Below are 20,049 nucleotides of genomic sequence, written 5' to 3' on the forward strand. Positions count from 1 at the left end.
CCGATCTGTTCTATTTTGAGGCGAGAAAATATGTTCGATAACCAGGCAAAAATTTTGCTATTTAGTTGTTCTAAATGAGAAATTTTTAACACAGTTAGCGTCATATTTGCTCCGTCAAATTGAACAGGTATTTAGTGAAATTGGTATTATTACCTATTTTTTAGCAAAACCTTGTCCAGCCAGGCTGAGCTGAGCAGGCGTTTAAGATACCCCATCAGATAAGTTGGGAAGGTCACATAATATCTCGGTTTAGCGCGTTTTGCTGTGAGCGCATGTAGCAATTTGTCATAGACGGCCTCTGGCCCCAGCGTAAATTTTTGCGGTGCAGACTGAGCGTTCAGGCGAGTTAGTTGTGCCTCGTATTCGGTTTTGTGCGCGCTGTTTGCAATCTCGATGTGCTGTTCAAAGGCGACGCGTGCATTGCGGCGAAATTCGGATACGATGGGACCGGGCTCTATCAGGCTTATCTGAACATTGGAGCCACTTAGCTCCATTCTGAGTGTGTCAGTTAAGCCTTCTAGTGCGAATTTACTGGCGTTATAAGCCCCCCGGTACGGCAGAGCAACCAAACCCAGCACCGATGAGTTTTGAATAATGCGGCTGTCATCGCCATGGGCTCTCATATGAGCAACGGCAAGACACGTCAGGGTATGCCAGCCAAATAAGTTCGTTTCAAATTGCGCGCGTAACACGTCCGTGGGCAAGTCTTCGACTGCACCAGGCTGACCATAGGCGCCGTTGTTAAATAGGGCGTCCAGTTTACCGTCGCAAAGTGCAACAGCCTCATCAAAGCCCAGTTTAATTGAGGCATCGTCGGCCAAGTCTAAAATGATACAAGGGATCCCCAGTGCTTCAAAGCGTGTCAAGTGTTGAGGATTGCGCACTGAAGCCACAACGCGAAAGCCATCATCCTGGAGTGCTTTTGCACAGTAATAGCCAATGCCGGTGGAGCATCCGGTGATTAAAATCGATTTTGTCATGTGTTTATCCATGTTTTTTCGCACTGTAAAAAGTCAGCTCGCGATTAACTGTGAATTTTTGTAGAATCACCGCACATTGTAAGTTGTTAATTTAAATATTGATATAATCATCATATCGATAGATAAAAATAAAGATTGTTTATGAATTTAGGCATTGTTTTGCTAAGTGCAACAGTAAATCTGAATAGTCATTTACCACCGTTACAAGACTGGCAAGGAAAAAGTGTTGGCCTGATGCAGGAGCAGGGGCCACTCACCACAGATTTTGAACTGAGCAAGGGCCTGGAAAGCCCTGACTATGCAAAAACGATGGCATTTATCGACCGTTTGGTTGCCGCAAATCCAACTCAGTTTAAGGCCGTTACCATAGGGCGTAGTGACGCAGGGCGCGATATTAAAATGCTGGTCGCCTCAGAAGCCAATCAGTTCAGTCCGGCGATGATAAAAAATAACAATAAACCGACGTTACTGATCCAGGCTGGGATCCATGCGGGTGAAATTGATGGCAAAGATGCCATGTTTATGCTTTTGCGCGACATTGCGACTGGCAAACGGCGCGATATTCTGAATAAAGTAAACCTTTTGTTTATCCCCATATTGAATGTCGATGGTCATGAAAGGCGCAGTACCTACAACCGTATTAATCAGCGCGGCCCTGCGCTCATGGGTTATCGTACTAATGGGCTGAACCTGAACCTGAATCGTGACTACACCAAACTAGATACGCCTGGCGTTCGGGCCATCATGCAAGTGGTTAATCAGTATCAACCCGCTATGTATCTGGATTTGCATGTAACCGATGGCGCTGATTATCAATATGATATCACTTATGGTTTTAACCCTAGTTTCGCCAGTGAATCACCAGCGGTTGCAAAAGTGCTTGAGCAGCACTTTACCCCAATGATAGACGAGAAGTTGCGTGAGCAAGGCCATGAGCCTGGTCCTCTGGTATTTGTGATGGATAAGCGGGACTTCAAGAAAGGTCTTGCTGGCTGGGTTGCCAGTCCCCGTTTTTCAAATGGCTGGGCCGACATCAAGGCATTGCCAAGCATCTTATTGGAGAATCACTCACTTAAACCTTATAAGCAGCGCGTGCTGGGAACCTATGTTTTTGTCGATGGTGTCATAGACGCACTGGCTGAACATCAGCAAGCGCTGGCCAAAGCGGTTGAAACTGAGCAACACTTTGTGCCGGATGAACTGGTTGTTGAGCGCAGCTACGCTGAAAAGCCAGATCCTATTGCTTTTAAGGGTATTGCCTACAAGCGCTTCGAAAGTGCGTTGTCAGGGCAAATGGAGGCTAAGTATCTGGGAGAGCCTAAGCTTTACGAGCAGCTGCCTGTATACTGGCAAAAAGTAGAAAAACGCAAAGTAAAAGTACCCAATGCGTTTTATATTCCGCCAGCGTACACAAATACAGTGGACAAGTTAAAGCTGCATGGCATTACCGTAGAGCAGCTTAATACTGATGTGCTGGCTGATGACCTTGTTCAGCTTGCTATTAAGTCTTACAAGTTTGCAGATGCCCCCTTTGAAGGGCGCTTTCGTGTCAGTGCCGAATTCGAGCAGCAAGCTGTACCTGCAACTCTGAGTTTGTCAGGCTGGTTTAGGGTGTCTACGCAGCAGGCTGGCGGAGAGCTTGCTACACATTTGCTTCATCCGAGTGCGCCTGATTCGCTGTTTGCCTGGGGCGATTTCCCAGGTGTATTCCAGCGCACCGAGTACGTTGAAAATTATGCGCTTGAACCTTTTGCCCGGAAAATGTTAAAAGACAATCCGGCAATGGCTCTGGCGTTTGACAAGAAGATCAGCGAGGATAAAGCCTTTGCAAACGATCCTAAAGCGCGTATGGAATGGCTCTATCAGCGCACACCTTATTACGATCAGGCTTATTTGAAATATCCGATCCTCATGTCCTTTAAGGAAAAATAGATGCAGGTAATTACCATACCCGTTACGCCATTTATGCAAAATTGCAGGATAATTTGCTGCCCAGTCACGGGGCAGTGTGCAGTGGTTGACCCGGGAGGCGATGTTGATAAACTATTGTCTGTCATAAAGGAACGCGCACTTGATGTTGAAATGATTTTGCTCACTCATGGCCATTTGGATCATGTGGGTGCCAGTGAAACCTTATCTAATGCATTAGGGGTTGATATTGTCGGCCCGCAGCGCGAAGATAAGTTCTGGTTTGATGCATTGCCAATGCAGGCTCAGATGTTTGGCTTTGCACCACACGCAGCGTTTTTTCCAAACCGCTGGCTAGAACACGGTGACTGCGTGGAACTGGGTGAATTAAAATTAGAAGTGCGTCATTGCCCTGGCCACACGCCGGGCCATGTAGTGTTTTATGAGCCACAAAGTGCCACTGTGGTGGTCGGGGATGTGTTGTTCAAAGGGTCTGTTGGCAGAACGGATTTTCCGAAAGGGGATGCGGCACTGTTAAAGCGCTCTATAGAAACTCAGTTATTCACCTTGCCAGAGGCAACGCGGGTAATGAGTGGCCACGGGGAAGATACCTCGATTGGTTATGAACAGCGCCATAATCCTTTTATGAGCGGGCGGTTTGGCTGATAACTGAGTCTATCGGCACTTTATTCATTTAACTAATTAAAAATTAAGAAAAATATGTCATTAAATCAGGTTGATCGTCAAATACTCGCGCTGTTACAGCAAGATGCAAGTCTGTCTACGGCTGAAATAGCCGATAAAGTGGGGCTGTCGCAGTCACCGTGCTGGCGCCGCATTGCGAAACTCGAGCAAGATGGGTATATCAAGGGCAAAGTTGCATTGTTGGATGAAAAGCAGCTTGGTTTTGATATGCTGGTTTATGCCCACGTAAAATTATCAAACCATGGCCGTAATAACCTTTCTGAATTCGAAAAGTTGATCATGAGCTATGATGAAGTCACTGAGTGCTATACCATGGCAGGCACAATGGACTTTATGCTGCGCATTATTTCGCGTGGCATAGAAGGTTATGAGCAATTTGTAAGAGATAACCTGCTGAACCTGGAATATGTTCAGGAAGTACACTCAAACGTCACCATGACGTGTGTTAAGCGGACCACAGCCCTGCCAATCTGATTGTCATACATCAGACCCGAAACTCAACTATAATGTATCTCATTTGTTAAAAGCGCTGGATTTTGCTAGGATCCAGCGCTTTTCTGTCGTAGTAATAAAATCTTGGGGATTTAAATGTTTAATCTAATCAGCAAGGCGCCCAGCTCTGCTAAGAACGACATACTGTCGGGGTTAACCGTCGCACTGGCGTTGGTACCCGAAGCTGTCGCATTTGCGTTTGTCGCGCATGTCGATCCATTAGTCGGCTTATACGCCGCATTCATCGTGGGCTTAATCACCTCAATTTTTGGTGGCCGCCCGGGTATGATCTCTGGCGCAACCGGCGCACTGGCGGTTGTGATGGTCAGCCTTGTGATTGAACATGGTGTAGAATATCTGTTTGCCACTGTGCTACTAATGGGGGTACTGCAGATCCTCGCTGGGGTGTTTAAACTGGGTAAGTTTATTCGCATGGTACCGCATCCGGTGATGCTGGGTTTTGTGAATGGTCTGGCGATAGTCATCTTTTTAGCTCAGCTTGGTCAGTTTAAAGTAATGGATGAATCTGGCACATTACAATGGATGCAGGGGCAGCAGCTTTACATCATGGCTGGTCTGGTTGCTCTGACCATGGCAATCATTCATTTTCTGCCAAAACTGACAACGGCGGTACCTTCCAGTCTGGCGGCCATTTTGGTCGTTACAGGCTTGGTAATTGGGCTTGACCTGGACACACGCAACGTACTGGATTATCTCAAAGATATGAGTGGCAATTTGGATGCGACCATTGCCGGTGGTTTCCCTGAATTCCATATTCCTCAGGTCCCCTGGACCTGGGAGACTTTTACCATTATTTTCCCGTATGCCCTTATTCTGGCCGCCATTGGTCTGATTGAATCACTGCTTACATTGACTCTGATTGACGAGATCACAGAGACTCGAGGTCACTCGAACAGAGAGTGTATTGGCCAGGGTGCCGCAAATATGACTTGTGGTGTTTTCGGTGCGATGGGTGGCTGTGCGATGATTGGTCAGTCGATGATCAACATTAACTCTGGCGGTCGTAGCCGTCTGTCTGGTATCACAGCAGCAGTCCTGTTACTTGCATTTATCCTCTTTGCTGCCAGCCTGATTGAAATGATCCCGCTCGCGGCGTTGGTTGGCGTGATGTTTATGGTGGTACTGGGCACGTTTGAATGGTCAAGCTTCCGCCTGATGAAACGTATCCCTAAAAGTGATGCCTTTGTCATTGTATTAGTGTCTGGTGTCACTGTGGTGACTGATTTGGCCATCGCTGTGTGTGTGGGTGTGATTGTGTCTGCGCTCGTCTTTGCCTGGGAGCATGCAAAACATATCTACACCAGTAATTACATTGATGAGCAGGGCTCAAAAGTGTATGAGCTACATGGCCCGTTGTTCTTTGGCTCCGTAAAGAACTTTGCTGAGCTATTTGATGTTGCAAACGATCCGGCTGATGTGATCATTGAGTTTAAGCACAGTCGCGTTGCTGATCACAGCGCGATTGAAGCCATTGATGCATTGGCAGAAAAATACACTAAGGCGGGTAAAAAGTTACACTTACGTCACTTAAGTCAGGATTGTCAGCAGTTGCTGGCAAAAGCGGCAGATCTGGTGGAAGTGAATGTGATAGAAGATCCAAAATATAAAGTTGCGTCAGACAAATTGGCGTAATCTGATTTAAACAAGCCCCTTACGAGGGGCTTTTTCTTTTCCCTGTTGAGCTTTGCTCAGGCAAAATACAGCTCAGTTCATTACATATTGCTACTGATGGCCTTCATGTTATTGGATAGATTCCGGTATCAAAAACTCCTCTCGTAACAGTGCATATCTGTACTCATCTACCCAGCTGCCTTTGAAGTAGAGGCTTTTTACATAATGGGCTTCACGTCGAAAATGCAAAGCCTCCAACAACTTTTGAGCAGGTATGTTGCGGGGATCAGTGAGTGCGCTCACGCGGTGAATGTCGTATTTCGAAAACAAATGCGGCAGCAGTATTCGAAGTGCCTGTCTGGCTAGGCCTTGATGCTGTGATTCAGGCGCCAGCGTAAAACCAATTTCAACTTGCTGTTGTGGTAAAAAGTGCAGTGCCAGGTCACCAAGTAGCTTACCTGAGGCGCGCCTAACGATTGCAACCTGAAACCACAGTCCCGGCTCTGTGAAACGGCTGTAGTCCATCGCCTGGAAAAGGGCAGTGGCATCTTTCAGCGTATAGTTCTCGTCCCAGCTCTGAAATCGAGCCACTTCAGGGTTCGCTCTGTACCGGGCAAACGCTTTGAGATCTGACTCTTCAAAAGGTCGAAGCAGTAGTGTGTCATCTGCGCATAGCATATCCATATACGTCCCCAGTTGCTTTTATTTTCAATTTATAACATATATTGTGACACCACCAATAGTGTGATGGCTCTTAAAACACGGCGAATACTCGGCACCGAAGAGCAATATTGCACTATCGAGTCATTTGTTATCTAGTGTTGAGGGATCTAGCTTTGTAGTGCTTGGCCGTGCCTGTACTTGCTTGTCCATTACTCGGGTAATGGTATCGAACAGTGCCTGCATATCAATTGGTTTGGCGACGAAATCATCGAATCCAAGTGACAGATAGCGGCTGACATCCTCAGGGAGCACATTGGCGGTGATGGCAATGAGCGGTTTACGGTAGTCGGTATTTTTCACTTGCTGGCAAACTTCTATGCCATCCATCACCGGCATTTGAATATCGACAAAGAAAAGATCGGGCTGAGCCTCGTTAAAGCAATCCATGGCCAGCTTGCCGTTATTGGCCAGAGTCAGGTTGGCGTGGGTCTTTTTCATCATGGCGGCAAATATTTGCTGATTGATCAGGTTATCCTCAGCCAGCAGGACATTGACACCGCGTAAGTCGGGTATTTGCGGCTGAGCTTGAGTGGTTAAGTGTTGTGCTGTCGGCTTGGTACTTACCAGCGGCAAACTAATTGTAAACTGGCTGCCTTCACCTGCAACACTAGTGACGGTGACTTCACCCTGCATCAGCTCCACCAGCTGTTTGACAATCGCCAGTCCGAGCCCCGAGCCGCCATATTTACGCGTGGTTGAACTGTCAGCCTGCTGAAAATGCTTAAATAAGCTGGCGACCTGAGTCGCAGTCATGCCAATCCCGCTATCACTGACTGCGATAACAAGCTGGGTTTTATCTCCCTGTATATTCAATGTGACCTGGCCCTGCTCAGTAAACTTAATGGCGTTAGACAGCAAGTTGCGCAGTATTTGTTTAAGCCGCAGTGGGTCGGCAAGTCTGACTGATAACTGTGGCTTTAACTCAGTGACCAATTTCAATTCGACTTGTTTGTCGCGGGCCAGGTGCTGGTATTCCTGAATTACTTCTCGGCATAACTGTAAGATGTCAACCGCGAGCACTTCGAGCGTGAGCTTACCAGCCTCCATTTTCGAAAAGTCGAGTATATCATTCACCAAAGCAAGCAGGGTTTGCGAGGAGGTATAGCCTTGCTCAACCAGCGAGCTGTCTTCCAGGTCTTGGTTGTGTTGTCTGAGCAACTGGAACACTCCCAGAATGGCATTCATGGGGGTGCGGATCTCATGGCTCATGGTGGCAAGAAATTGCGCTTTAGCCAATTCAGACTGCTCAGCACGTACCTTTTCTTGCTTCAGTTGTGTCACCTGGGTATTAACGGTACTCACTAGCTCATTCAGTGTTTTTTGTAAGGTTTTTAGCTCTTCATATTCCAGGTTGGCATTATTTTGTTGATAGTTACCCGACGTCAGCGACATACAGTATTTTTCAAGCTGCTTCATGGGGCTTGTTACCTTGCGGCTGACATAGGCCAGATACCAAAAGAGAATGATTAATACGCCCAGTGCCAGCAGGCCGCTTCTGATAATGGCATACAAGATCTCTTGCGTATAAGCGCTGTGCTGGTGAGAAAGCGAGAGAGACAAGCTCAAGCCTTCATCCCCGCGTTCGTAAATCGGGTAGGTTGCATTGAGACCTCCCTCAAATGCGTTTCCCTCATCAAACCACAGTTGTTGATCTGAAAAGATGCGCAAAGATTCATAATCAGCCAGCTCAATGGCGAGCTGGCTGATATCCAGCTCGAAAAATAGCACGCTGGTGTAGCGAAAAGGGTCGATAAGAGAAGGTAGCGTTTGGCGCAGTGGCACGGCAATGAATAATGTCCCGCCATTTGTGTCGGTAATTCCCAGCTCCTGGTTGCTGATCAGCAGCTTGCGCACCATTAGCTCACGTGCATTGGCATTGATCACAGCATTTGCATGCTCGATGATGGAGGGCGTGGCCCAGTGCAGGGTATAAAGCGGGTAGCCTTCAACAATATAAGGGGAGCCGTCGCTGATCATCACACTTTTTACCAAAGGGGATGTGTAGACCAGGTCGCGCATTTCTTTGAGCGCGTATTGCGTATACAAAAGGTTTAGCGGGAGTTCCGCCAGGATCCGGTGGTCACTATAATGAGCGACCTGAAAAGTAAACTCGGCGAGCCTGTTTTTGATATCTAACGACAAACTGGTAGCGCGTTGTGCAACCGTGTCTGCGGCAATTTTATTGGCTTGTGTCCAGGCACTGTAAGCAAAGTGAGCGAGGGCAATGGTCAGCAGGGCGAGAACCATTGCACCGACTTTAAGCTGTAATTCACTGACCAGGCTTTTTTTCTTGCTCATAGCTAATCGACTTTTCAACAATGTGTTGCATAAAATGGGCGGCCTGATGTTCGTCCAGAACACCTGCAAGATGACGTGTCAGGCCCTTTAACATAGCCTCCCAGACAAAAGCCATTTGTGCTTCGTTGGGCATGGGCTGAGCATGTTCAAGGGTAGAAATGAGGGCCTCTACTTGCCTAATCCCTTGTATTTTTAGCATATCCAGCGCACGTTTATCCACGGGTAGCGCATTGATGGAGGACCATAAATTACTTTGCACTGGCAGAGATTGCAAAAACTCAGACAGTGTTCTGAGTTCGGCACTTTTGCTACCAGATAAGGCGTTGTCGGGAAACGCCATAACGTGAGACGAAAAGTAAGAGCGCATAGGCTCACCGCGCAAACTGGGTAGCTGCGCGACACCCAGTTTATCGCCAAAATGTTCAGAGAAGCGCTGAAACATCCAGGAGCCATTGATGGTATAGGCAACTTCACCGGATAAAAATTGATTTACGGTGCAGTCGTAGTCGCACTCCACATCCAACCATGCCTCGTCTTTAAGCGACTTATACCAGCGCAGGCCGTTTACCATCGCTGGTGTATCTAAGTTAGCGTTACCATCTATAATCAATGAGGTGCCGAAAGTACCCAAAAATGCTCTGTACCAGTACATCTCGTAATAGTTCCAGCTAATGTTAACACCCAGCTTTTGTTGTTGCGTACGAAGCTGCTGCCAGCTGTGAGCAGGCTCACTGACGAGTGCGCGGTTATAATAGAGCATCAGTTGGTTACCAAATACGATAGGCACTCCCAGTGTTGTGCCATTGGCTTTGATATTCTGGCGAACTTGATCTATCAAATGCGTTGAGAGCCAGTCATCGGGTACTTCTGATAAATCAAGTGCCGTCAGCCCCATATAATCAGCCGGCACAATGATGCCATCGGGCAGGGCGTTATTGCTGGCCCTTAACAGCAATTCGGATTTGAGCGAGTTGTTTTCGAATTCAACGACTTTGACGCCAATCCCGGTTTTTTTGGTGAACTGTGCAAACAGAGGTTTGAAATCATAGTTTTCAAGGCCAATCGCAATGGTCAGCGATTTTTGATCTGGCTGCCTAGAATGCCCCAGGCTGCTATAAAAGAATAAGCCTGTTATCAACAAAAACAATAAAGTGATGCATAACCTGCCGGGCATGACCTTCCTTAGAATGTGATTAGCTACCTAATTTATAGCAAAATATCAGGTCAGAGCAAACGGGTGATACGAAATCGTGCTTTAGCGCGACTTTTACGCAAGGTGAAATAAGCAAGTATATAGACAGATGAATTGAGAACAACGAGCTAAGTTTAATAATGTTTAGAGAGCGGTGGTGCTATAACCAACTGAGCTACGGCAGTGCTGGAATATGGGATTTAACTTATAAAATGATTTGGTACGACCGAGTGGATTCGAACCACCGACCATTGGACCGGGTCACAGAGAGTGGTGGTGCTCTAATCAACTGAGCTACAGCAGTACTGGGATATGGGATTTAACTTATAAAATAAATGATTTGGTACGACCGAGTGGATTCGAACCACCGACCATTGGACCGGGCCATAGAGAGTGGTGGTGTTCTGACCAGCTGAGCTAGGGTCTTACAGAAAAATGAGATTGAAGTTGTGGAATAAGTTGGTACGACCGAGTGGATTCGAACCACCGACCCCCACCATGTCAAGGTGGTGCTCTAACCAACTGAGCTACGGTCGTACTGAGATATGAGTTTTAACTTATCAAATAAGCTGGTACGACCGAGTGGATTCGAACCACCGACCATTGGACCGGGTCATAGAGAGTGGTGGTGCTCTAAGCAACTGAGTTAGGGTTTTACTGAGATATGAATTTTACTTATTAAATAAGTTGGTACGACCGAGTGGATTCGAACCACCGACCATTGGACCGGGCCATAGAGAGTGGTGGTGTTCTGACCAGCTGAGCTAGGGTCTTACAGAAAAATGAGATTGAAGTTGTGGAATAAGTTGGTACGACCGAGTGGATTCGAACCACCGACCCCCACCATGTCAAGGTGGTGCTCTAACCAACTGAGCTACGGTCGTACTGAGATATGAGTTTTAACCTATTCAATAAGTTGGTACGACCGAGTGGATTCGAACCACCGACCCCCACCATGTCAAGGTGGTGCTCTAACCAACTGAGCTACGGTCGTACTGAGGTATGAATTTTAACTTATTAAATAAGTTGGTACGACCGAGTGGATTCGAACCACCGACCCCCACCATGTCAAGGTGGTGCTCTAACCAACTGAGCTACGGTCGTACAATGTTGAACTGATATGACTGTTTTGTTGCATTAAGTCACTTGCCAACGGCCGCTAATATATAGCGAGCGTTCTGTGGGATCAAGTAAATTTGCTAAATTAATGTTTGTTTGCACTTTTTTCGTTCATACCGGTGCAACTTTACACACTTTGTAAAAGCGCTGCCACCACTGTGCATGCTGTCGGCTCGATGTTTTCAGTTCATCCATGAGCGCTTTAGCATGATTTGGGTAGGGAGGATAGAGTATCGCCGCCGAAATTTTTTCCACAGAGTCACTTAATTCCTGAAGCTGATCACTGAGTTGAGCTTGATAAGGTTGCAATGTTGAAATCGAAAATTTATTAAATACATTATGTAATATCTCGGCTTTGCGCTTGTTTTTTCCCTCAGGGCATACGGCTGTTTGTAGCTCGACTTGCGATAGCCATGCTGTTAACGCTTGGTTCCAGTCAATTTGCTTGCGTGCACTGGTGAGCAAAGTCTGAACATAGTGGTTGTTATTCAGTTTCTCGAGGGCGGGCGTGACGCGCTCCGGGTCAATTTTTTCTGGTGTTGACAGGGTGCTAGCGATGGATGCCAAGGTGGCCAGGCCTTCGTTGGCTTTAATTTCATTATCGGTGCCGCGCTTATCGATTTCGTCAAATGTCAGTCTGCTAAATTGAGTCAGTTCAGCCTCTGCCGACAGCATAAAAGCGAAATACTGACTCAAAGCCGAGCGTTTATGTGCCGCGGCTTGCGCCAGGACCTGTTTGACTTCTGGGTCGCTGGTTCTGCTGTCCTCTACACATTGGTCTGCCAGCTGAATAAAGCGCAGTTGATATTTAAAGACCTCGCTGGGCACGGCCAGCTTGCCAAGCTGGTTATTGTGCATGGCAACGTCCTGTGCCAGTGCGCAGTGCCCAAGATTAGCAAGCTGTAAAACAGAGAGTTTAAAAGACGCCTGAGGTCTGGAGGCTTTATATGGCGCCAGGGGATCAGGCTTTTCAACTTTTAATGGCGACAAGTCCAGCACATGGGCCAGTCTGTCCGCGTATTCCTGATTGGTATCACTGGCCACCGGAGTGCAGGAGGCCATTGTGAGGCTAAACAGGATCAGGACGTAACGTATCAAGGCGTTTCCTCACAAAATACAGTAGCAATATCGCAGCGCAGGTTAAGCCGACGATAATACCAACCCAAAATCCTCTTGCGCCCATGGCCGGTACGAGTAAATCCGTTTTTGCCAGCACAAAGCCAAGACTGAAGCCAATCAACCAGTAAGAGACAAACGTGACTATGGTGATAGGGCTGGTGTACTTTAACCCCCGCAATACGCCATTGGCGGCAACTTGCAAGGCGTCTGGCAACTGATAAACACAAGCCAGTACGATTATGCCAGAAGCCAGTGCTGCAACCTCGGCGTTTTGAGTATATACCCAGGCAATTTCGTTGCGGATCACAAAGGTGAAGGTGGCAACAATAACAGAAACCACGACAGCACACACAAAGCTGGTGTAGACCGAATTCACCAGTCGCGAGTAGTGCCCTTCACCGGATAAGGTGCCAATGCGTATCGCGATTGCCATGGACAGGCTCAGCGGCAACATAAACAGGATAGTCGTGACACTGGCGGCTATCTGGTGACCGGACACCGCGATTGCCCCCAAGTCTGCAATAAACAGAGGAATACAGGCGAACAAGGTCACTTCAAAGAAAGTCGCAAGACAAATGGGCAAACCCAGTTTAACTATCTGGAACTGAGTAGCAGCATGAGGGCGTGCAAACCCCTTAATTAACCAACGACCGTCCAGATATTTGTTGTAAAAACTATAGATGAGCTGGGCGATGGCCATCACCCAAAACACCAGCGTCGTTGCCAGGCCACATCCCGCACTACCCAGGGCCGGCATGCCAAATTTGCCATAAATAAAGACATAGTTGGCAAAGACATTGACCGCCAGGCCGAGCAAACTAATGTACAAAGCGGCTTTGGTATTGCCAACGCCCTCAGTTACATTGCGATAGACCGAAAACAATAAAAAGGCAGGCAGGCCCCATTTTACAAAATCAATATATTGCTGTGCCAGTGTTGTAATGGCACTGGCGGCACCTATCTGTGCAAAGACCAAAGGCGTGAATGCACTGGCGATAAAGCCCAAAGAAGAGAGCAGCAGAGCCAGGTAAATACCTTGCTGGAAATAGGTCTTGATACCGTCACGTTGTTTGGCGCCGTCGCAATAGGCAACCATACTGGTGATCGCAAGTAAAATCCCCTGCAATGAGAAAATCATCGGGTTCCAGGTACCGGTTGCAATTGACAGCGCAGCGAGGTCTTCGGCACTCACTTGTCCTGCCATCATAGTGTCGACAACCGACATAAGCACTAAGGTGATCTGGGCAAAAAAAACGGGGGTAGCAAGGCGTACCAGGCGCTTAGCTTCCCATAAAGCGAATTTCATACTGAGTCTGGATTTCCTAAAACGTTAATCTTAAATAACTTCCTAAAAACTTACCACTTTTATCCGATGAAAGGGCTGTTTAATCTGATGACTGTTTGCGATACACTGCGCGCCACTATTTTCGAAAATCTGAGCGTTATGTTTACCGGAATTGTACAGACTCAAGCAACGGTGGTCAGTGCCGTTTTACGTGAAGGGATCATGAAACTGGTACTGTCGGTCGACAGCCACCATTTGGAAAAGTTAACTCATGGTGCCAGTATCGCAATCAATGGTTGTTGTCTGACCGTGACTGACTTTGAGGTCAGAGGGGCAGATGTCGTCGGTCAGGTGTCTTTTGACGTGATTGACGAAACACTCAAGTTGACCAATTTGAGTGCGTTACAGCAAGGTGATCGGGTCAACTTTGAACGCTCAGTTACCTTTGGCACAGAGCTGGGCGGGCACATTGTATCCGGGCATATACATTGCCAGGCTACGATCTTGGCTTTTATTCGCGATGCCGACAATTGTCGAATTAAGCTTGCAATACCAGAACAATGGAAAAAATACATCCTGTACAAAGGCTTTATCAGTGTCAACGGTGCGAGTTTAACGGTAGGTAAACTTGAAGAAGATGGCTTCTGGTTGCATCTCATCCCGGAAACGCTGGCCCTGACCAATATCGGATTAGCCCATGTTGGAGATGTGTTTAATATTGAAGTTGACCAGCAAACCTACACGACAGTGAACACCGTAGAACATTATCTGCGTAAAAACCGAGGTAATTTCTCGTTGTAAGACAGGCACACTCAGTGCCTGTTAAAACACTTGCTCGTCGTCTGAATCTACCCTCAGTTCAAGTTTATTAATTGCGTAGTCAATGTGCATATTCAAGTGAATTGGATTGCAACAGGCTGCGCAATCTTCGTAGTAATCCTGATCGCCCTCGCTGACGTCCAGACTAACAAAGATATGGTGGCCGCAATGCGGACAACTAATACGTTGGTCATACAGCTGCTTCATGAGTTTACTCCAACGAGTTTTCCATTTTTCGCATTAATAACTATAGCAGCATTGCGGATTATTACAGTAAAGTTGCACTTATTTGTACAGGGTTTCAATGTGGCTGGCGGCTTGTTTCAGGTAATCTCCGGCAAACATATTGGCATGGCACAGCAGCGGGTATAACTGGTAGATACGGCGACGCGCTTCGTACCCATCAAGGCGTGGATAAATGCTGTCGTAGCCCTCATAAAAAGCGTGGGGCAAGGGGGCAAAGAGCTCACTGGATGCCAGGTCGACCTCTCTGTCACCATAGTAGCAAGACGGGCAAAACAAACAGGGCTTGCCCTGTGCAAAGGCGATATTGCCGCGCCAGAAATGACCATGCAGTAAAGAGGGGGCCACCTGATGTGGCAACATGGGCTTGATGTGTTCAACAAATTGATCAATATCGACCAACTTAATGCCTTTTTCTGCTAACAGCTGGAGTTGCCAGGCGATGCGTTCCTCTGCAAAGAATACCTCCCACTTTTTGTGCCACTGGTTGGGTTGTGCTAAATCAAAAAAGTAGTTGTCTTCTTCCAGGCCATACATTTGTTGTTCATGGCGTGCGTGTAACTTGGCCAGGGTGGTGCCGCAGCTAAACCAGTCTTCAAGCTCTCCCGAGGTCTCAAGCCATTCAAGCACTAAGAAGCAAAACTCAATACTTGAGCCTATCGTAATGGTGTCGGCGACCAGAAAGTCACTATCGCGGATCAGGGTATCGTGGTTACGGGCTTCGCACTCAAAGCGCTCCAGCGCTTGAACATGATCGACTTTAACCAGATAACTGTGATGATCATTCTCGATTTTAAACAAACGTGCATGCGCGTTGCTGGGCAATTGCGTTTTACGGGTGTACTCGAAGTGTTCATGGATTGCATCACTGATATACTGGTTTACAAGATTCCACATAGTAGCGCCATGGTTAAGTACCGCACATATTCTAAACTATGGTCGATTTTTGCTATAACACAAATACTTGTAGAGAGATTTAAATTCACTACAATATGCGGCCGAACAAAATACTCAGATCATAAGAGGCACTGATGAGTAAAAGTTTAGCGACGAATATCCTGGCCGCTGTAGTTGTACTGCTGGGCTGGCTGTTACATCTTGACGTATTGTTAACTATGGGCTTGTTTGCCTTGTCAGGTGCTGTTACTAATTGGCTCGCAATTCATATGTTGTTCGAAAAAGTACCTGGCCTGTACGGTTCGGGTGTGATCACCATTAAATTCAAAGAGTTCAAGTCGGCCATTCGCAAGCTGATACTGGAAGAATTCTTTAACGATGACAAGCTACGTAGCTTTGCCAAAAAAAATGAAATCCAGCTGGACCTTAAACCCGTGATCACACAAACGGACTTATCACCTGCGTTCAATAAGCTGGTGCAGGTGATCGAGGCTTCTCAGTTCGGTGCTATGTTAGCCATGGTAGGCGGGAAAGAAGCAATTGAACCGATGAAAGACAGCTTTACCGACAAAATGAAGGAAGCGCTGTTTGAGATCAGTGAAGGGCCAGAGTTCCAGCGGCAACTGTCTGGTTTACTGAGCAGCGGCCAGTCTGTCGAGGCTGTGAAAGCGGCCATTGAGCACGCCGTGGAAGAGCGCCTGGAAGAGCTAACACCGGCAATGGTCAAGAGCATCATTCAGGATATGATCCATACCCACCTTGGTTGGCTGGTTGTATGGGGCGGCGTCTTTGGTGGTTTGTTTGGCTTGATTGCGGCGCTGATATAGTCGAATTAAGTATCAATCGGCGCATCGTGACGGGCGTTAGAAGTCAGTCACAATGCGCAGCATGCATTTTGCACATTTATCTTGACCCGGACACAACGACTGTCTGTTTACTGTCAGTCATTGCGATATCTCGGATAGAGGTGTCTGTGGTAAAGTCGATATTGAGCAGCCCCGCCGTTTTATGCAGAGCAAACTTTTTGGTAAACTGAGGCACTGTCATATCGTTACAAGTAAGTTTGTCCGCCACAATCGCTCTGCTGATGCGATGTTCCGTTAGCTCTTTTAGCAACGTCAGGCGGTGATTGGTTCCGACTGCAACACACAATTGGGTTGCAACACTGTTATCTGCTGCTACAAATTCAACTTTTCCGGCAGTCGCAGACAAGCTGGTGGCCAGAAGCACAGGGGAAAGCAGTAAAGTTGCGGCAAGTTTCATGATTTTCTCCAGATTTATACAAAGCTCACAATAAGTATTAATGCGAATAGTGCAAAATACTGTAACCATGAAATATCCGAATGTAAGTAACTATGTCTGCTGTAAAAACCTCAAGTAACAATCTGATTTTAATGGTATAGTTATGTCTGACGTAAGCACATGCCGAGCTTTTTTTTGGCAATTATTTTTCGATTAACTATTTTTCTTTGTTTCATTATAGTGATGTTTTCGTTTGATTGAGCTCAGATTAATACCTGTGTCAAAAGTATGTCTATGCTTCTGCAAGTGTGTCAGCGTTGGTGTATACCAAAGCGAATAAACTCCAGCGTTTCTAGTCAAATTCTGATGGCAAACTAATGCGGTATCTGATTGCGTACCGTTGAGCAAAATAAGCTCAGAACATGAGGATCGGGCCGCTTGAAACCGTGAATAGAAAAACAGAAAGTCTCTCTTGCCGGGAGAAAACTCGAAATGTGCAGATGGCCGAGCTATATTGTGAACTGTCGAAACTCAGTTGCAATTTTACGTCAATTGTTAGCCAATAGTCTGCGGGATGATCAATCACGCAGAACAACAAGAGAAAAATGATGCAAAAATTCAAGCCAACGGCGATTGTACTTGCATTAAGTACAGTTCTTTTAGGGTGTCAGGACAAGGGCCCTCAGAAAGAAAAAGTCACCATTGAAAAAAATCCATATCCAAGTACCTATCAGCCTCACAGCACAGGCTCTACTCTAATTACCAACGCGACTGTACTGACAGGTACAGGAGAGCGACTTGAAGACACGGATGTACTGCTTCAGGAAGGTAAAATCAGCCAGATAGGCAAAGATCTGTCTGTACAAGCTGATGTCACCATTGATGCGCAAGGCAAATGGGTAACCCCTGGGATCATTGACGTGCACTCACATCTCGGTGCCTATCCAAGTCCGTCAGTAGAGTCCCACGCTGATGGCAATGAAATTACTAAGCCCAATACGGCGCAGGTTTGGGTTGAGCACTCTGTATGGCCGCAAGACCCGGGCTTTAACCGAGCGCGTGAAGGTGGGATCACCACATTACAGATTTTACCTGGTTCTGCTAATTTGTTTGGTGGTCGCAGCGTGACGCTGAAAAACGTGCCTTCGCCAACGATGCAGGGCATGAAGTTTCCGGGTGCGCCGTATGGTCTGAAAATGGCTTGCGGTGAAAACCCGAAACGTGTTTATGGTGGCAAAGGCGTAGCACCATATACCCGCATGGGTAACATGGCGGGATACCGTGCTGCCTGGGCAGAAGCGACAGAATATAAGCAGGCCTGGGAGCAATACGAGGCGGCTTATGCTGCTGGGTTGAACCCGGATGCACCAAAGCGCGATATTCGCATGGATACGCTTCGCGGTGTGCTTGATGGCGAAATATTGATCCATAACCACTGTTATAAAGCCGAAGAAATGGCGATGATGATTGACCTTTCTAAAGAGTTTAATTATCACGCAGGTACTTTCCACCATGGTATCGAGGCATATAAAGTCGCGGATCTGCTTGCTGAAAACGGCAACTGTGCGGCGTTGTGGCCGGACTGGTGGGGTTTCAAGATGGAAGCGTACGACATGGTACCAGAAAACGTGGCAATCGTAGATGCCGTTAAGAATTCCTGTGCTGTTGTTCACTCCGATTCAGATACCACGATTCAGCGCCTTAACCACGAGGCGGCTAAAATTATGAATACCGCGAACCAAGCTGGTTTCTCGCTGAAAGAGCAAGATGCGATCAAGTGGATCACATACAATGCTGCAAAATCTCTTGGTATTGAAGACAAAACCGGTTCAGTGAAACAAGGTAAGCAAGCGGATATTGTTATCTGGGATCGCAATCCATTTAGCGTTTATTCCAAAGCTGAAACCGTATACATAGACGGAGCCAAGGTATATGACCGCTTTGATGAGAAATATCAGGCGGTGAGTGATTTTATGCTGGGTCAGCGTTAAGGAGTAAATGATGAATAAGTTTAAAGTTTCTTTATTGACCAGCGCATTGTTAGCTTCTTCTGCCGCGTTTGCTCAGATAACAGCAATCACTAATGCCAAGGTTCACACATTGACTGACGCGGGTACCCTGGAAGGGGCAACTGTGGTTATTGAAGACGGTATCATCAGTGCAATCAACCCAGCGAACGTGAGCGCAGATATTACGATTGATGCACAGGGCAGGGTGTTGACACCAGGCTTTATTGGCTCAATGAACCAGCTGGGACTGGTTGAAGTGAGCGCTGTCGCTGGCTCCAGAGATGCTGGTGATGATAAGGCGGACGTTGACTTTGATGCCAGCCCGGCATTCAATCCACGCTCTTCGCTTATTCCTTATGGCCGCAAAGGGGGTATTACGCAGAATGTGGTCGTGCCTCATGGTGGCAAAAGCATTTTTGAAGGTCTGGCATTTGTTGTCGACTTATCGGGTGAGTTTAACAGTGTTCTGAAAACGCACACTGCTTTAGTGGTAGATATGGATGCAAGCGGCAGTGGCTCGCGGGCAATGAAGTATAAAACCCTGACTGAAAAGCTGGAAGGCCAGCAGCAAAAGCTGTCTGAAAAAGCCAAAAAAGACGACAAGAAAGCCGCCAAGAAGCCAAGCCAGGAAGAGCAAGTGCTGACGGCAGTCTTGAAAGGCGAAATGCCAGTGGTTGTTGAAGTTGAGCGCGCATCAGACATTCTTGAAGTCCTTAAAGTAAAAGAGCAGTTTGGCCTTAACCTGGTCCTGTGGGGCGTGAACGATGCCGTGCTGGTTAAAGAGCAAATTGCCAAAGCCAATGTCCCGGTTGTGATCAGTGCCGTTTCTAATCTGCCAACCAGCTTCAGCTCATTACACGCTGATCTGACCAACGCCGGTGAACTAGAACGCGCAGGCGTAAAAGTACTGTTGTCTGGTTTTGCTTTTGAAGGTGCGCATAACCTGTATCAATTACGCTTCGACGCCGGTATTGCTGTTGCTCATGGCATGAGTTATGACGGTGCACTTAAAGCTGTCAGCAGCAATATTGCAGACGTGTTTGGTTTAGATGGTGGTAAAATCGCATCAGGCCAGCGTGCCGATCTGGTACTTTGGAGCGCCGATCCGTTCGAGTATAGCACCACCTTAGATAAACTCTGGATCAATGGTGAAGAGGTCAGTACTGAATCACGTCACGATAAACTCAGAGAACGCTATACCACTGATTCTGATATGCCGCGTGCATACACCAAATAATCATGGTATTCAAAAGGCCCGCAAGGGCCTTTTTTGTTAACAAGGAAACGTGTTTTGATACCAATTTGCTTAATTAAGTGTTCCATTTTGAGGCGAGAAAATATCGTCGATAACAAGGCAAAAATTTCGCTATTTAGTTGTTCTAAATG

The 20,049-nt window shown here is 47.0% G+C and carries 17 protein-coding genes, 5 tRNA genes and 1 pseudogene; 8 read left to right on the forward strand and 15 right to left on the reverse strand.

The genetic code is table 11. From position 1 onward, the window contains the following. Window positions 1–149: 149 nt before the first annotated feature. Complete coding sequence (locus C3B51_RS19860) at window positions 150–980, reverse strand: SDR family oxidoreductase (RefSeq protein ID WP_130246176.1); 831 nt, start codon at window positions 978–980, stop codon at window positions 150–152. Between the two features lie 141 nt (window positions 981–1,121). On the opposite strand from C3B51_RS19860, the gene C3B51_RS19865 reads away from it, so the two are divergent. From C3B51_RS19865 to C3B51_RS19880, 4 genes are all read left to right on the forward strand, one after another. Continuing rightward, window positions 1,122–2,912: a M14 family metallopeptidase gene (locus C3B51_RS19865; protein WP_130246177.1), complete on the forward strand. Its 1,791-nt coding sequence runs from the start codon at window positions 1,122–1,124 to the stop codon at window positions 2,910–2,912. Further along, window positions 2,913–3,554, forward strand: coding sequence for an MBL fold metallo-hydrolase (locus C3B51_RS19870; RefSeq protein WP_130246178.1), 642 nt, complete (start codon window positions 2,913–2,915; stop codon window positions 3,552–3,554). It abuts the gene before it with no gap. Between the two features lie 54 nt (window positions 3,555–3,608). Then, entirely contained in the window at window positions 3,609–4,067 is a 459-nt protein-coding gene (locus tag C3B51_RS19875) for an Lrp/AsnC family transcriptional regulator (protein WP_046004338.1), read from the forward strand. Window positions 4,068–4,181: 114 nt separating this feature from the next. Then, window positions 4,182–5,738, forward strand: coding sequence for a SulP family inorganic anion transporter (locus C3B51_RS19880; protein WP_125717614.1), 1,557 nt, complete (start codon window positions 4,182–4,184; stop codon window positions 5,736–5,738). A gap of 108 nt (window positions 5,739–5,846) precedes the next feature. On the opposite strand, the gene C3B51_RS19885 is transcribed toward C3B51_RS19880, so the two are convergent. The 10 genes from C3B51_RS19885 to C3B51_RS19935 form a co-directional block, all read right to left on the reverse strand. Next, window positions 5,847–6,401 (reverse strand): GNAT family N-acetyltransferase, encoded by a 555-nt coding sequence (locus C3B51_RS19885; RefSeq protein WP_130246179.1) that lies wholly within the window; start codon window positions 6,399–6,401, stop codon window positions 5,847–5,849. Between the two features lie 120 nt (window positions 6,402–6,521). Further along, window positions 6,522–8,738: an ATP-binding protein gene (locus C3B51_RS19890; RefSeq protein ID WP_130246180.1), complete on the reverse strand. Its 2,217-nt coding sequence runs from the start codon at window positions 8,736–8,738 to the stop codon at window positions 6,522–6,524. Continuing rightward, window positions 8,710–9,912, reverse strand: coding sequence for a sugar ABC transporter substrate-binding protein (locus C3B51_RS19895; protein WP_130246181.1), 1,203 nt, complete (start codon window positions 9,910–9,912; stop codon window positions 8,710–8,712). Before C3B51_RS19895 ends, C3B51_RS19890 begins: the two co-directional genes overlap by 29 nt. A 236-nt stretch (window positions 9,913–10,148) precedes the next feature. Next, window positions 10,149–10,234, reverse strand: a tRNA-OTHER gene (locus C3B51_RS23660). 156 nt (window positions 10,235–10,390) lie between these two features. Then, window positions 10,391–10,467 (reverse strand) — tRNA-Val (locus C3B51_RS19905). A gap of 270 nt (window positions 10,468–10,737) precedes the next feature. Beyond that, window positions 10,738–10,814: transfer RNA gene (locus tag C3B51_RS19915), tRNA-Val, on the reverse strand. Between the two features lie 33 nt (window positions 10,815–10,847). Beyond that, a tRNA-Val gene (locus C3B51_RS19920) sits at window positions 10,848–10,924 on the reverse strand. 33 nt (window positions 10,925–10,957) lie between these two features. After that, a tRNA-Val gene (locus tag C3B51_RS19925) sits at window positions 10,958–11,034 on the reverse strand. 126 nt (window positions 11,035–11,160) lie between these two features. Further along, entirely contained in the window at window positions 11,161–12,147 is a 987-nt protein-coding gene (locus tag C3B51_RS19930; RefSeq protein ID WP_130246182.1) for a DUF3080 family protein, read from the reverse strand. Then, window positions 12,119–13,474, reverse strand: coding sequence for an MATE family efflux transporter (locus tag C3B51_RS19935; protein ID WP_130246183.1), 1,356 nt, complete (start codon window positions 13,472–13,474; stop codon window positions 12,119–12,121). Before C3B51_RS19935 ends, C3B51_RS19930 begins: the two co-directional genes overlap by 29 nt. A 138-nt stretch (window positions 13,475–13,612) precedes the next feature. On the opposite strand from C3B51_RS19935, the gene C3B51_RS19940 reads away from it, so the two are divergent. Then, complete coding sequence (locus tag C3B51_RS19940; protein WP_125717709.1) at window positions 13,613–14,254, forward strand: riboflavin synthase subunit alpha; 642 nt, start codon at window positions 13,613–13,615, stop codon at window positions 14,252–14,254. Between the two features lie 21 nt (window positions 14,255–14,275). On the opposite strand, the gene C3B51_RS19945 is transcribed toward C3B51_RS19940, so the two are convergent. Both C3B51_RS19945 and C3B51_RS19950 read right to left on the reverse strand, forming a co-directional pair. After that, entirely contained in the window at window positions 14,276–14,479 is a 204-nt protein-coding gene (locus tag C3B51_RS19945) for a CPXCG motif-containing cysteine-rich protein (RefSeq protein ID WP_125717608.1), read from the reverse strand. A 78-nt stretch (window positions 14,480–14,557) separates the two neighbouring features. Continuing rightward, window positions 14,558–15,412, reverse strand: coding sequence for a fructosamine kinase family protein (locus tag C3B51_RS19950; RefSeq protein WP_125717607.1), 855 nt, complete (start codon window positions 15,410–15,412; stop codon window positions 14,558–14,560). Window positions 15,413–15,546: 134 nt separating this feature from the next. Between C3B51_RS19950 and C3B51_RS19955 the strand changes: the two genes are divergently transcribed. Then, the gene (locus tag C3B51_RS19955; RefSeq protein WP_125717606.1) at window positions 15,547–16,239 is read left to right on the forward strand and encodes a DUF445 domain-containing protein; all 693 of its coding nucleotides are present in this window, start codon (window positions 15,547–15,549) and stop codon (window positions 16,237–16,239) included. A 76-nt stretch (window positions 16,240–16,315) separates the two neighbouring features. Here the strand turns inward: C3B51_RS19955 and C3B51_RS19960 are convergent, their stop codons facing one another. Beyond that, window positions 16,316–16,675 (reverse strand): DUF3718 domain-containing protein, encoded by a 360-nt coding sequence (locus tag C3B51_RS19960; protein ID WP_165389211.1) that lies wholly within the window; start codon window positions 16,673–16,675, stop codon window positions 16,316–16,318. 587 nt (window positions 16,676–17,262) lie between these two features. On the opposite strand from C3B51_RS19960, the gene C3B51_RS19965 reads away from it, so the two are divergent. Together C3B51_RS19965 and C3B51_RS19970 are read left to right on the forward strand one after the other, a co-directional pair. Then, window positions 17,263–18,645 (forward strand): amidohydrolase, encoded by a 1,383-nt coding sequence (locus tag C3B51_RS19965; protein ID WP_125717707.1) that lies wholly within the window; start codon window positions 17,263–17,265, stop codon window positions 18,643–18,645. Between the two features lie 10 nt (window positions 18,646–18,655). After that, entirely contained in the window at window positions 18,656–19,900 is a 1,245-nt protein-coding gene (locus tag C3B51_RS19970; RefSeq protein WP_130246185.1) for an amidohydrolase family protein, read from the forward strand. Here the strand turns inward: C3B51_RS19970 and C3B51_RS23815 are convergent. Then, window positions 19,858–20,049, reverse strand: a pseudogene (locus C3B51_RS23815) (hypothetical protein); the annotation flags it as partial. The gene C3B51_RS19970 and the pseudogene C3B51_RS23815 overlap by 43 nt on opposite strands.

Source organism: Pseudoalteromonas rubra, assembly GCF_004212645.1.
In the GTDB taxonomy this organism is placed as follows: Bacteria; Pseudomonadota; Gammaproteobacteria; order Enterobacterales; family Alteromonadaceae; genus Pseudoalteromonas; species Pseudoalteromonas rubra_G.